The organism is Pseudomonas sp. 008 (assembly GCF_016861935.1).
Lineage (GTDB): Bacteria > Pseudomonadota > Gammaproteobacteria > Pseudomonadales > Pseudomonadaceae > Aquipseudomonas.
Genome location: NZ_BOMA01000007.1, coordinates 150723 through 164144 on the forward strand (window position 1 = coordinate 150723; position 13422 = coordinate 164144).

The following is a 13422-nucleotide window of genomic DNA, read 5'->3' on the forward strand; positions in this document are numbered from 1 at the left end:
ACCTATCCCGCGACACCGTTGCCATGCAACAGCGTCTGGCCAAAACAGGATCAGCCCCATGCAAGAACAAGCGTCCCTGAGCATCACTGAACCTTCCATCGCCAAGAGCGCTTCAATCGCCACCATCGCCAGTAGCTGGGGCTCGACGGGGTCGACGGGAGCCACTGCCTATGACTTGCCTGTGCCCTTGTCATTGGGCCGTGGCTGGGATCCTCACCTCTTACTAAGTTACAGCAGCCAGTCGGGAAACGGTCCGTTCGGTATCGGTTGGCGCTTGAACCTTCAGGCTTTTACCCGCCAGACGGACAAGGGTGTACCAAGTTATCGTGACGAGAAGGATGTGTTCATCGACCCCTTGGGGCAGGAGGTGATGCCCGATCGTGACAACGAGGGCAAGATCGAGTCCAGAGAGGTGTCCGAATACTGTGGTCAACTCGTTGGCAAACATACGGTGGTGCGTTACAGGCCTCGGGTCGAACAGACATTCGACCTCATCGAGTTCTGGCGTTCCGACTTCACGCCCGAGGGCTTCTGGCTGGTGCACGGAGCAGACGGCAGCCTGCACCTTTTCGGCAAAGACGACAGCTCCCGCGTGGCCGACCCGCAAGCCCCACTCCATGTGGCGACGTGGCTGTTGCAGGAAAGCATGAACGCCCTTGGCGAGCATATTTGCTATGAGTACCTGTCAGAGAAACAGGACGAGCTTCCTGACCCGCATGACTACCGGGCCCAGCGATATTTGCATCGAGTGCTCTACGGCAATGGTCAGGCAAACGATCAGTTGTACGGCTGGAATGTCTTGAGGCCGGCACCACCTTCATGGCTTTTTCACGTGGTATTCGATTACGGCGAACGTACGCTGGGCCTGACTGAAAAACCGGTTTATGACGGCGCGACACTCGAGCCTTGGTTAGTCCGTAACGACCCGTTTTCATCCTATGGGCGAGGCTTCGAAGTGGGCACCCGGCGCCTCTGTCGGCAGGTGCTGATGTTTCACAGTTTCCCGCAACTGGGCGATAAACCTGTGCTGGTGCGCCGCTTGCTGCTGGAGTACTCGGACTACACCAACCTGCGGCCCTACAGCCAGATCACAGCGGCGCATTATCAGGCATACGAAGCCGGCGGACTGATGGAATCCTCGCCGCCGGTGGAATTCGAATACTCGTCTTTCGAACTCAACACGCAGCCGAGCGCATTTTTTCCGTTCGAGGTCATGCCGGCAATCGAGGATGGACAGACATATCAATGTGTTGATCTGTTCAGCGAAAGCATTCCCGGTTTTCTGTGTTGCTATGACCAATGCTGGTATTACCGCGAACCGCTGCGTGGCGCGGACAATGTCGATCACATCACGTATGGCCCCTGGACAGCCCTGGATAAAATCCCGGGCGCCGACCGCAATAAGGAGGCGCATCAGGCCCTGATGGACCTGACCGGCGAAGGCCGTCTGAACTGGATTATTGCCGAGCCGGGAATGTGTGGTTTTTATACGCTGAACCCGGATAAATCCTGGTCTGGCTTCATTCCGTTCACGGCGTTCCCGGTGGAGTTTTTCAACGTCCTTTCGCAACTGGGCGACTTTACGGGAGACGGGCTCAACTCCCTGGCCCTGATCGGGCCCAACGCTGTACGCCTTTACGCCAACCGGCGCGAAGACGGTTTTGCCAAGGGCGAAGATGTCGCTCATGAGCCGCCTGATGACCGTCTGCCGTTGATCAGCAACTCACCCATCGAGCTGGTATTTCTGGGCAACCTGAACGGTAGCGACATGACCGGGTTGTGCCGCATTCGTCACAACGAAATCAAATGCTGGCCAAACCTCGGGCATGGGAAATTCGGCACTGGCTTTGTTATCGACGGCCCCGTTTTCGAGTACGAAACATTCAACGTGAGCCAGGTGCGCATCGCGGACCTGGACGGGTCCGGCGCACCGGCGCTGATCTATCTCAAATCGGATCACTTTGAGATTTACCTCAACCGCGGCGGCAACGGTTTCGAAAAGACACCCATCGAGGTTTCGTGGCCCGAAGACGTGCGTTACGACAACCTGTGCCAAGTCACATTCGCCGACCTGCAAGGGCTCGGTTGCGCCAGCCTGATCCTGACCGTGACGCACATGAAGCCCCAGCACTGGCGTTATGACTTTGTCAGCGCCAAGCCCTATTTGCTGACATCGAGCAATAACAACATGGGGTGCTTCACCGAGGCGGTGTACAGAAGTTCTGCGCAATTCTGGCTGGATGAAAAAAAGGACATCCTCGGCCTCGGGCGACTTCCCGTGTGTTACCTGCCGTTTGCCGTGCAAGTCGTCAGTCAACAGACCCAGCTCGACGAAATCACCAGCAACTGCCTGAATCAGTTTTTCAGTTATTTCGCGGGATACTACGACAGTCGGGACCGCGAATTCCGGGGCTTCGGCCGCGTGCGCCAAACCGACAGTGAAAGTGCATCAGATGACGACAACACCGGCTTTACCGAATCGGCGCTGCTCGACATCTGGTATCACACCGGCAACAGGATCAATGCATCTCGCGATGGATATTTCAATCTCGATGATGAGGCACAGCCTCTGGGTGACACGCTTTTTTGTCGGTATCACCCGGCCGACGATTGCGAAGAGATCATTACGCCGGCCGACGACGCCATTGCCCACGAAATCGCCCGCGCCCTCGCAGGTTCCGTATTGAGAGTCGAAACCAGAGCGGAGAAAGACACAGACGCCGACACTCCCATTCTGGTAGAGCAAAATCGTTACATCGTGCGCGAAGTGCGTGAGCGCGGCCACCATCCCGACTCGGTGTTGATGGCATCCCTGCTGGAGAACATCAGCTACCGTTACGAACGTATCGTCGAAGACCCGTTGTGCCGCCATGTCATCAACCTGAAACGAGACGAATTCGGCCTGACCACCCACAGCTTCACGGTCAGTTACGCCCGCCGCAGGACCGAAAAGGATGAGCCCCCCTTTGAAGACCCTGACGAAAGGAAGCGCTGGTTCGATGCACATGACCGAGCACAACAGTCTTATTACCTGAGCGAAACCCGCGCCCAATTCATTCACTTGGTCGACCTGCAGGGCTGGCGGATTGGTCTGCCGTTTCTGCAACGCGGCAACGCATTGATTTTGCCCAAAGGAACAGCACCATCGGGTCTCAACCCCGCAGAAATTTCTTATAAGGACTTCCTGGATTCATTCAAGTCCCTCGAATGGGCCGCTGTGCGGGAACTGACCGCGCAATCGGTGCAACTCTACGTCGACACGAACAATGACGAGTTGCCGAAGGATGAAGCCTGTTTACAGGCTTTGCGGGGAACGATGGAAATCGCTTATCTGAACAAGAACGCGCTGGAGGTCTACGGCAACGTAACGCCCCCGATCGATATCCGGGAAGAACTTGCGAACATTGGATATCTGCCCATGGAGCTGTTTCTGGGTGCGGACGACACGGCCGACAAAAAGGAGGACGAAGAGAAAAATCTTTGGTCTGCCCTACACAACTTTGCTACGTATGCTGGCATCGATCAATTCTACCGAGTGATCAAATACAACGAAACGCAAAGCCACGGTGTCACCCAGGCGCAATATGACGAGTACTGTCTGGTGACCAAAAGCGTCGAGCAGCCGGATGGCTGCACCACTCGCGTCGAGCAGGATTACTTCTCAGGGTTAACGAAGAGCATCACCGACGCCAACGATAATAGGGAGGAAGCCTATAACGGTCCTTCCGGTGTGCACACTCACACTTTTCACGGCACTGAAAATGGTCGGCCCATCGGCTTTGGCTTAATCAGAAACTATATCCCCAGCGGAGATTTAAGCCCTGACACGGCAATCGAGCACCCTGAAGATGAGCTGCAAGAAGCGGCCAGCACCTTGCGCACGGATCTTCACTGCTGGATGGGCACATTGCCCGTATCGGCCAGACAGAACACCGAATGGCTGAACGAGTGGATCAACAACGGTTACGTGTTACCCAGCGGCCACATTCGCGCCAGTGCCCGCAGGCGCCTGGCCAGGATCCGAACGCGCACGCCGGCGGAACAGGCTTTAAATGACTTGTTGCACACCGTCGAGCGCATGCCGGTGCACAGCGTCCGCCTGAGTGCGGACCGGTACCCTGGTGACGATGTTTCAGCAAAATTCCACATCATTCGGTCATTTTTCGACGGTTTTCAACGGCTCTTGCAAACTCAGCAACGGGTCGAGTCCGGTGAAGCTTATGTCGTGAAGGACGGCAAATTGGAGTACGAGAACGGTGAGCCAATGGTGGCATACGCCGATCAACGCTGGCGCATCAGCGAACGCGTGGAATACAACAACAAAGGGTTAGTAGTACGAACGTATCGTCCCTATTTCGCCAATGCTAAGGGTTACATCCGCGATCACTCCTTCAGGGATTCCGGCCATCACGATAAAAGCTTCTACGACGTGATGGGTCGCCTCATCAAGATCATCAACGCCAAGGGGCATATTGCGCTCGTCGTCTATCATCCCTGGTATGTCAGAAACTGGGACTACAATGACACCTACGTCGGGCCAGACGCGAAAGGACTCAATACGGGGAACCGATGATGCCCATTGTCGACTGGCAAACACCGTCATTAAAATCCTTTGACTCGCGGGGCCTGGCAGCCCCCTGCCGAGAACATCAAAGTGTTGCCGGGTAATAAGCGTTTCCACGGGACCGCCCGCCACAGTGCGCCAATAGGCAATATCTCTTGCGGCGGGCGCACATGCTATGGTGCCCGCCCGACTTTCTAACTGTTTGCGCCAGCATGCTGCCGATTTCTCGTACCTTGCGTTTGTCGTTTTATACCTTGCTCATCATCGCCGGTGCCGCGTTGGCGGCCGGCTTGGCCGTGCGTCACGCCGAACGCCAGGCGCTGGTCGAAGACGCGGCCCGCGCCAACCAGCAACTGGCGCTGTACGCCAATTCCCTGCATACCCTGATCGACCGCTACCGTGCCCTGCCCGCCGTGCTGGCGCTGGACCCGGAGTTGCGCGCCGCGCTCGATGGCCCGGTAACGCTTGAGCAACAGGACGCACTGAACCGCAAACTGGAAAAAATCAACGGTGCGGCCCAGTCCTCGACCCTGGAACTGCTCGACCGCACCGGCCTCGCCGTGGCCGCCAGTAATTGGCGTTTGCCCAGCAGTTACGTCGGCCACAACTACGGTTTTCGCCCTTACTTCAGCCAGACGCGCACCCAGGGCACCGGGCGTTTTTACGCGGTGGGCGTAACGAGCGGGATTCCTGGCTACTTCCTGTCCAGCGCGGTGACCCGCGACAGCGGCGAGTTCCTCGGCGCCATGGTGGTGAAGCTTGAGTTTCCAGAGCTGGAGCGCGAATGGCGTCAGGGCAGCGACACATTGCTGGTCAGCGATGCACGCGGGATCATCTTCATTGCCAACCAGCCGGGCTGGCGCTATCGCCTGTTGAAACCGTTGAACGACAGCGACCGCGCCGAACTTAAAGCCACCCGGCAATACGACAAACAACCGCTGACACCGCTGGATTACCAATCGCTGCAGCGCTTTGACGACAACAGTGATCTGGCGCGCGTCGTCGGTCCTGACGGCACGGCAAACTACCTGTGGGAATCCCTGCCGCTGACCACTGAAGGCTGGACCTTGCACCTGCTGCGCCGCCCGCAAGTCGCCTTCGAAGACATCCGTAACGCCGCGCTCGCCGCTGCCGGATTGTGGCTGGCGCTGGTGTTTCTGTTGCTGTTCCTTAATCAACGCTGGCGCCTGGCCAAGATGCGCCAACGCAGCCGAGAAGAACTCGAACAACTGGTAGAAGAACGCACCCGTGACCTGCGCACCGCTCAGGACGGACTGGTGCAATCGGCCAAACTCGCGGCGCTGGGGCAGATGTCCGCAGCGCTGGCCCATGAAATCAATCAGCCCCTGACCGCTCAGCGCATGCAGCTTGCTACGCTGAGGTTGCTACTCGATCACGGCCGGGTCGACGACGCCTACAAGGCGCTCAAACCGGTGGACGACATGCTCACGCGCATGGCCGCCCTCACCGGCCACCTGAAAACCTTCGCGCGCAAAAGCCCCAGCGGTTTGCGCGAACGGCTGGATCTGGCAGCGGTGGTGGATCAGGCCCTGCAATTGCTCGACGCGCGCCTGCGCGATGAACAGGTCAGCCTGGTGCTGCACCTGACTCGTCCGGCCTGGGTGCGTGGCGATGCGATTCGTCTGGAACAGGTGCTGATCAACCTGCTGCGCAACGCCCTGGACGCCATGCAGGGCAAATCCTGCAAGCGTCTGGAAATCCGCCTCGAAGCCGATGAACAGCTATGGCGCCTGAGTGTGATCGACAATGGCGGCGGCATTGCCGAAGAACACTTGAGCCAGGTGTTCGATCCATTCTTTACCACTAAGCCGGTGGGTGATGGCCTGGGCTTGGGGCTGGCCGTGTCCTTTGCCATCGTCCACGAAGCGGGCGGACGCCTGAGCGCCGATAATGGCGAAAAAGGCGCGGTATTCACCCTGACGTTGCCCATTGATCTGGAGGTATGTGCCTGATGCTCAATTCGGTGATGGTGGTCGATGACGAAAGCAGCATCCGCAGCGCCGTCGAACAGTGGCTGAGCCTGTCGGGGTTCGAGGTGCAACTGTTCAGCCGCGCCGATGAATGCCTGGCGCAACTGCCGAAACACTTCCCTGGGGTGATTCTCAGCGATGTGCGCATGCCAGGCATGAGCGGGCTGGAGCTGCTGGCCGAAGTGCAGCGCCGCGACGCCGATTTGCCGGTGATCTTGCTGACTGGTCACGGCGATGTGCCGATGGCCGTCGAAGCGATGCGCGATGGCGCCTACGATTTCCTCGAAAAACCCTTCAGCCCGGAAACCCTGCTGAGCAGCCTGCGCCGCGCGCTGGACAAACGCCGGCTGGTGCTGGAAAACCGTGCCCTGCACGAGCAGGCCGACAATCGCGCCAAACTCGATGCCACCCTGCTGGGGGTGTCCCGTGGTTTGCAGACGCTGCGCCGGCAAGTGCTGGATCTGGCGACGCTGCCGGTCAATGTGCTGATCCGTGGCGAAACCGGCAGCGGCAAGGAACTGGTTGCCCGCTGCCTGCACGACTTCGGCCCCCGCGCCGACAAGCCCTTCGTCGCCTTGAACTGCGCGGCGATTCCCGAGCAGTTGTTCGAGGCCGAACTGTTCGGCCATGAGAGCGGCGCGTTCACCGGCGCCCAGGGCAAGCGCATCGGCAAGCTCGAATACGCCGACGGTGGCACGCTGTTTCTCGATGAAATCGAAAGCATGCCGCTGACGCAGCAGGTGAAACTGCTGCGGGTGTTGCAGGAGCAGAAGCTTGAGCGATTGGGCTCCAATCAGAGCATCCGCGTGGATTTGCGAATCATCGCCGCGACCAAACCCGACTTGCTGGATGAAGCCCGGGCCGGGCGTTTTCGCGAGGACCTGGCGTATCGCTTGAACGTCGCCGAGCTGCGGCTGCCGCCGTTGCGTGATCGGCGTGAAGACATTCCACTATTGTTCGAGTTCTTCGCGCAGAGTGCCGCCGAACGCCTTGGTCGTACCTTTCCACCGTTGAGCGGGCCGCAATTGAGCCATCTGCTGAGCCACGACTGGCCGGGCAATGTGCGCGAGCTGGCGAACGTCGCCGAGCGCCAAGTGCTGGGCCTCAGCGAACCGGAGCCGGTGGGGATCGATCCCGGCCAGTCACTGGCCGCGCAGCAAGAAGCCTTCGAAGCGCATTGCTTGCGCGCGGCGCTGACCCGGCATAAGGGCGATGTGAAAGCGGTGCTTGAAGAACTGCAACTGCCGCGCCGTACCTTCAATGAAAAGATGCAGCGCCATGGGTTGAGTCGCGAGATGTTCATATCCGACACATGACCTGTGGCGAGGGGGCTTGTCGGAACGCCGCATCGCCCCGTTGGAGTGCGAAGCGCTCCCCGGCATTTTTCAGGTACACCATATTTGCAGACTTTACGACTGCTTCGCAGCCGAACGGGGGCAAGCCCCCTCGCCACAAGTGATCGGCGGAAATCCGCTCATGCTTGCATATACCTTGAGCGACTATCCGCTCAACAAAACCTCTTACCCCCTCTAAACCGGCCCTCCTCCCCTTGGCACAGCTCCTGCTATAGCCCCTGCAGGCTGCGTTTCAACGCGCTCCACAAAAACAATTAAACGAAGGATCCTTCAATGGATAACTCCAACGCCCTGCCCCTTGGGTCGGCTGCCGTGCCGGCTAAAGAAAGAAGCACCGCCAGCCGGATCAAATCGATCTTCAGCGGCTCTGTCGGCAACATGGTCGAGTGGTACGACTGGTACGTCTACGCCGCCTTCTCCCTGTACTTCGCCAAAGTCTTCTTCCCCAAAGGCGACACCACCGCCCAACTGCTCAACACCGCCGCAATCTTCGCCGTGGGCTTTTTGATGCGCCCGATCGGTGGCTGGCTGATGGGCCTCTACGCTGACAAGGCCGGCCGTAAAGCCGCGCTCATGGCCTCGGTCTACCTGATGTGCTTCGGCTCGCTGCTGATCGCCCTGAGCCCAGGCTATGAAACCATCGGTATCGGCGCGCCGATCCTGCTGGTGTTCGCCCGCCTGCTGCAAGGTTTGTCGGTGGGGGGTGAGTACGGCACCTCGGCGACGTACCTCAGCGAGATGGCAACCAAGGAACGTCGCGGCTTCTACTCGAGTTTCCAGTACGTGACGCTGATCTCCGGCCAGCTCATCGCCCTGGGCGTGCTGATCGTGCTGCAAAATTTCCTGACCACCGAAGAGCTGTACGCCTGGGGCTGGCGCATTCCATTCGCCATCGGCGCGCTGTGTGCCGTGGTCGCGCTGTACCTGCGTCGTGGCATGGAAGAAACCGAGTCGTTCACCAAGAAAGAGAAGGCCAAGGAAAGCGCGATGCGCACCTTGCTGCGCCATCCCAAGGAACTGATGACCGTGGTCGGCCTGACCATGGGCGGCACGCTGGCGTTCTACACCTACACCACGTACATGCAGAAATACCTGGTGAACACCGTCGGCATGAGCATTTCCGACTCCACCACGATTTCTGCGGCCACGCTGTTCCTGTTCATGTGCCTGCAACCGATCATCGGCGGTCTGTCGGATAAAGTCGGTCGGCGGCCGATCCTGATTGCCTTCGGCATTCTCGGGACGCTGTTCACCGTACCGATCCTGACCACCTTGCACACCATCCAGAGCTGGTGGGGTGCGTTCTTCCTGATCATGGCGGCGCTGATCATCGTCAGCGGCTACACCTCGATCAACGCGGTGGTCAAAGCTGAATTGTTCCCCACCGAAATCCGCGCCCTGGGCGTCGGCCTGCCATACGCACTGACCGTGTCGATCTTCGGCGGCACCGCTGAATACATCGCCCTGTGGTTCAAGAGCATCGGCATGGAAACCGGTTACTACTGGTATGTCACGGCGTGCATCGCGGTGTCGTTGCTGGTGTACGTGACCATGAAAGACACCCGCAAGCATTCGCGGATCGAGACCGACTGACAGCAACATTGATGGCGGCTGTACCGTCCTCTTCGCAGGCAAGCCCGTGAAGAGGACGACTCAGTCTCAAGTCAACTCGGCCGCCGTCTGCTTCGCGTACTTGCCCTGCACGTAAGATGCCCCCGCAATCATCACCACCAGAATCCCCGCCAACACCAGCGACGAGCCGATGGTGCCGAAATCCAGGCCACCCTTTGCATGGGGTTTGGTCAGGAAGTCGCCCAAGGTTGCGCCGAATGGCCGCGTCAACACGAACGCCACCCAGAACAGCAGCACCGACGAAATCTTCGTGAAGTATTTCAACAGCACCACCAGCGCAATGGTCGAACCGATCAACAGTGCGCCGCCGGCAAAACCCAGGCCCGAGTCGTCGGCCAGGTAATCGCCAAGCGCCGTGCCCAGGGTGTTGGAAAACAGAATCGCCATCCAATAGAACATCTCACCCCGGAAGGTCTGGACCTTGGTGACGTTCAGCGAATCGCCGCTCAAGCGCCAGGCCGCGAAAATCCCCAGCAGAATCGCAATCAGGATCATCGAACCCGTGGCGTAGCCCAATTCAAGGGTGCGGTCCATGAAGTCGGACATGGTGGTGCCGGCGGTGCTGGTCGACAGAATCACGATCCAGTACAGCACCGGCTTGTAAGTTTTGGACATCAACTGCGTGACCAGCGTCAGCACAAAGACGCTGATCAGGATCAGCGAGCTGATGGCGTAACCGACATTAAGGGTCATCGACAACAAATCCCCCGCGGTTTCACCCAGGGTCGTTGCGCAGATTTTCATGACCCAGAACGCCAGGGTGATCTGAGGAAGTTTATTCATTCAAGGCAAGCTCCAGTTCGTGACGGTCGTTTCTTCGGTTTATTGACCGGTGCGCAGACTGGCGGTGGAGCGGTGAAAAATAGGTAAGTGCAGGATGAAAATTCTGTCACGCAGACAAGAGAGCCCGATTAATCGCTGGTTAATGCCCAGTACGCATCCTGCCCCCGTCTGATCAATTCATTGCGCTGTGCAAACTGGAGTTACCCATGAAAACCAAACTGATGGTCGTTCTGGCCCTCTCTGTGCTGGCCGCCAATACCTTCGCCGCCGATGGTTACGACCGCACCGGTTCCGCCGTCTTCACTGCACAAAGCAACGTCGCTGGCGATAGCCGCACCGACGCAGCCACAGTCGCTACCGACAGCGTCGATCGCACCGATGCAGCTCGCACCAACTGATCCCTGAGCGCACCACACAGCCCGGCTTTGGCCGGGCTTAGTTATTTCTGGAGCAAGCAAAACCCAGTGATCTCCACAAAACCCACACTGATTGAGGATGGACTGGAAATCTGCCGCTGGCCCTTGCACCATGCTCACCTCCCGAACGCCCTCAGGAATTCACTCCATGCCCGACGACATTCATTTCTACGAACCCGCCAACGGCCACGGCCTGCCCCATGACCCGTTCAACGCCATCGTCGGCCCGCGTCCCATCGGCTGGATTTCCTCCCAGGACGCCAACGGTCGCCTGAATCTAGCGCCCTACAGCTTCTTCAATGCCTTCAACTACATTCCGCCGATCATCGGGTTCTCCAGTGTCGGGCGCAAAGACAGCCTGAACAACATCGAGCAGACCGGCGAGTTCGCCTGGAACCTGGCGACGCGTCCGCTGGCCGAGCAGATGAACCAGAGCTGCGCCATGGTCGGGCCGGAAGTCAACGAGTTCGAACTGTCCGGGCTGACCACCGCCGCGTCGAAGATCATTCAGGTGCCACGGGTCGCCGAAAGCCCGGTGTCCTTCGAGTGCAAGGTCACGCAGATCATTCAGTTGCAGCGCGCCAACAAGGAAGTGGTGCCGAGCTGGCTGATTCTCGGCGAAGTGGTCGCCGTGCACATCGCCAAATGGCTGTTGAAGGATGGGGTGTACGACACCGCCGCGGCAGAACCGATTCTGCGCGGCGGCGGGCCAGCGGATTATTTTCAGCTGGGGCCAGAGGCACTGTTCAAGATGTTCCGCCCGGGGGCGGTCAAGTGATTACCAGAGCAGGTCGGCGTCTTGTTTGACGTCTTTGAGGTGGGTCAGCTCTTTGGCCGCGGCCTCGTCGGCTTCATGAGCGGTCTTGAACGTCTGGCCTTCCAGCACTTTGTGAAAAACCGGGGCACCGGAACCACCGAGGGCTTTGACGGCAATCGCGGCGTGGTAACCGCCCTCGCTCGGTACTACTGCTGAAACGGCTTCGAAGTGTTCAAAAGCTTTACGTGCCATGTCGCGGATCCTGGCTAATGGAGAGTTGCGCCATTAAACCCTCAACCGGCCAGTTTGTGTACCGCTGCCTGGGACTGGCCGAGGGCCTGGGTCGCCGAGACATCCTTGAAAGTATGGAAATCCAGGCTGTTGACCACCATTTCCTGCACCAGCTCGGCAAAAATCTGCATCGCCGGGCTGCCGAAGTAAGCGGTCATCGCCTGTTGGCTGGCCCAGAAACCGGACACCAGCCACAGCTCGGGATCACATTGCGAGTGCTGCAGGGCGAAGCTCAGGCAACCCGGCGCGTTGCGCGACGGTTCGATCAGGGCGCTCAGACGCGCACCGAGTTCTGCCGAACGCCCGGCGCGGGCGCGAACGAAGGCCATATGACTGACGGGGATCTGCGTAGACATGTTCAACCCTCCCAGGGAGTCGAGTGGCAGCCGTGGGACGGGCTGCGACAGGATCCAAGATTAGGCGGCGCATCACAGTCAGCGTTAGTCGATTTCTGCCGGCTTATTGCACAATCCTGCGCAACTGCAAAAAGCCTCTGTAACAGCGCGCAAAGTACTGTCACACCGCTGTCACACCACTTTTAAGCAAGTTTCATCCACGTTGCCCTGCTATGACAGCCTCGTGTATTCACCCCGCGCAGAATCAGGCAAGCTTTTGACAGGATGTGTCTACCGCTGTCCCTTGCACAAATTTAAGCTCGGCCCATGACCAACACTTCACGGAGGATTCCCTGCATGTCGTCGCTCGATCACTTTCAGGCTCCGCTTCCCGCTGACATGGAAAAACAGCGCGCGGAACTGGCCGACCTCATCCGCCGCAACACCATGGACGATGGCTCCTACGCCACTGCCGTCGGTTCGCTGTTCATGTCGCGTCACAGCAAATCCCATGATTTCGCCCCGGGGCTGGCCCAACCGGCCCTGTGCATCATGGCCCAGGGGCGCAAGGAAGTTCGGCTGGCGGACGAGTACTTCAATTACGACCCGCTGAATTACCTGGTGGTATCAGTCTCGATGCCCTTGAGCGGACGGGTGGTGAATGCCTCGCCCGAAGAACCGATCCTCGCGGTGCGGCTGGACATCGACCCGGCGGAAATCACCGCGCTGATTGCCGACGCCGGCCCCATCGGCCTGCCCACACGGCCCACGGGCCGAGGCCTGTATGTCGAGCGGATCGACGCGGCCATGCTCGACGCCGTGCTGCGTCTGGCGCGTTTGCTGGACACACCGAAAGACATCGCCATGCTCGCGCCGCTGATTCGTCGGGAGATTCTGTATCGGCTGTTACGCAGCCAGCAGGGACATCGGCTGTATGAGATTGCCATCGCCAACAGCCAGAGCCATCGCATCAGCCAGGCGATCAAATGGCTCAACGGCAATTATGAGCAACCGCTGCGCATCGACGACCTGGCGCGGGAAGTGAACCTGAGCGTGTCGACGCTGCATCACCGCTTCAAGGCGATGACGGCGATGAGCCCGCTGCAGTATCAGAAACAGCTGCGCCTGCAAGAAGCGCGACGGTTGATGCTGGCCGAAGGGCTGGAAGCGTCGGCGGCGGGATATCGAGTGGGGTATGAAAGCCCTTCGCAGTTCAGCCGGGAGTACAGCCGATTGTTCGGGGCACCGCCGCTGCGGGATTTGGCGCGGTTGCGGTTGTCCGTGTAATCAGATTCACA

Annotated in this window: 10 protein-coding genes; 7 read left to right on the plus strand and 3 right to left on the minus strand. The window is 59.1% G+C overall.

Annotated features, from left to right (window positions below):
- The first annotated feature begins 58 nt into the window (after positions 1-58).
- From JUI81_RS16350 to JUI81_RS16365, 4 genes are all read left to right on the plus strand, one after another.
- Positions 59-4573 carry a SpvB/TcaC N-terminal domain-containing protein gene (locus tag JUI81_RS16350; RefSeq protein WP_204124663.1) on the plus strand — a complete coding sequence of 1505 codons (4515 nt, stop codon included), beginning with the start codon at positions 59-61 and terminating at the stop codon, positions 4571-4573.
- A 203-nt stretch (positions 4574-4776) separates the two neighbouring features.
- Entirely contained in the window at positions 4777-6537 is a 1761-nt protein-coding gene (locus JUI81_RS16355; protein WP_204124664.1) for an ATP-binding protein, read from the plus strand.
- Positions 6537-7871, plus strand: coding sequence for a sigma-54 dependent transcriptional regulator (locus tag JUI81_RS16360; RefSeq protein ID WP_204124665.1), 1335 nt, complete (start codon positions 6537-6539; stop codon positions 7869-7871). Before JUI81_RS16355 ends, JUI81_RS16360 begins: the two co-directional genes overlap by 1 nt.
- A gap of 312 nt (positions 7872-8183) precedes the next feature.
- Positions 8184-9503, plus strand: a complete 1320-nt coding sequence (locus tag JUI81_RS16365; protein WP_019581515.1) for an MFS transporter — start codon at positions 8184-8186, stop codon at positions 9501-9503.
- Between the two features lie 66 nt (positions 9504-9569).
- Here JUI81_RS16365 and JUI81_RS16370 read toward each other — a convergent pair whose 3' ends face one another.
- Positions 9570-10325, minus strand: coding sequence for a membrane protein (locus tag JUI81_RS16370; protein ID WP_019581516.1), 756 nt, complete (start codon positions 10323-10325; stop codon positions 9570-9572).
- 206 nt (positions 10326-10531) lie between these two features.
- On the opposite strand from JUI81_RS16370, the gene JUI81_RS16375 reads away from it, so the two are divergent.
- Both JUI81_RS16375 and JUI81_RS16380 read left to right on the plus strand, forming a co-directional pair.
- Positions 10532-10723, plus strand: coding sequence for a hypothetical protein (locus JUI81_RS16375; RefSeq protein WP_204124666.1), 192 nt, complete (start codon positions 10532-10534; stop codon positions 10721-10723).
- Between the two features lie 166 nt (positions 10724-10889).
- On the plus strand, positions 10890-11519 hold the full coding sequence (locus JUI81_RS16380) for a flavin reductase family protein (RefSeq protein WP_018926552.1): 630 nt from the start codon (positions 10890-10892) through the stop codon (positions 11517-11519).
- Here the strand turns inward: JUI81_RS16380 and JUI81_RS16385 are convergent, their stop codons facing one another.
- A complete protein-coding gene (locus JUI81_RS16385; protein ID WP_018926553.1) occupies positions 11520-11750 on the minus strand; it encodes a hypothetical protein in 231 nt (76 codons plus the stop codon). It lies immediately after the preceding gene.
- Positions 11751-11791: 41 nt separating this feature from the next.
- Positions 11792-12145 carry a putative quinol monooxygenase gene (locus JUI81_RS16390; RefSeq protein WP_026286455.1) on the minus strand — a complete coding sequence of 118 codons (354 nt, stop codon included), beginning with the start codon at positions 12143-12145 and terminating at the stop codon, positions 11792-11794.
- 336 nt (positions 12146-12481) lie between these two features.
- Between JUI81_RS16390 and JUI81_RS16395 the strand changes: the two genes are divergently transcribed.
- Complete coding sequence (locus JUI81_RS16395; RefSeq protein ID WP_019581520.1) at positions 12482-13411, plus strand: AraC family transcriptional regulator; 930 nt, start codon at positions 12482-12484, stop codon at positions 13409-13411.
- The last annotated feature ends 11 nt before the right edge of the window (positions 13412-13422 follow it).

What these genes read in the sequence shown, in the direction of transcription:
- JUI81_RS16350 (WP_204124663.1), top strand. Translation starts at nt 59, where the DNA reads ATGCAAGAACAAGCGTCCCTGAGCATCACTGAACCTTCCATCGCCAAG.
- JUI81_RS16355 (WP_204124664.1), top strand. Translation starts at nt 4,777, where the DNA reads ATGCTGCCGATTTCTCGTACCTTGCGTTTGTCGTTTTATACCTTGCTC.
- JUI81_RS16360 (WP_204124665.1), top strand. Translation starts at nt 6,537, where the DNA reads ATGCTCAATTCGGTGATGGTGGTCGATGACGAAAGCAGCATCCGCAGC.
- JUI81_RS16365 (WP_019581515.1), top strand. Translation starts at nt 8,184, where the DNA reads ATGGATAACTCCAACGCCCTGCCCCTTGGGTCGGCTGCCGTGCCGGCT.
- JUI81_RS16370 (WP_019581516.1), bottom strand. Translation starts at nt 10,325, where the DNA reads ATGAATAAACTTCCTCAGATCACCCTGGCGTTCTGGGTCATGAAAATC.
- JUI81_RS16375 (WP_204124666.1), top strand. Translation starts at nt 10,532, where the DNA reads ATGAAAACCAAACTGATGGTCGTTCTGGCCCTCTCTGTGCTGGCCGCC.
- JUI81_RS16380 (WP_018926552.1), top strand. Translation starts at nt 10,890, where the DNA reads ATGCCCGACGACATTCATTTCTACGAACCCGCCAACGGCCACGGCCTG.
- JUI81_RS16385 (WP_018926553.1), bottom strand. Translation starts at nt 11,750, where the DNA reads ATGGCACGTAAAGCTTTTGAACACTTCGAAGCCGTTTCAGCAGTAGTA.
- JUI81_RS16390 (WP_026286455.1), bottom strand. Translation starts at nt 12,145, where the DNA reads ATGTCTACGCAGATCCCCGTCAGTCATATGGCCTTCGTTCGCGCCCGC.
- JUI81_RS16395 (WP_019581520.1), top strand. Translation starts at nt 12,482, where the DNA reads ATGTCGTCGCTCGATCACTTTCAGGCTCCGCTTCCCGCTGACATGGAA.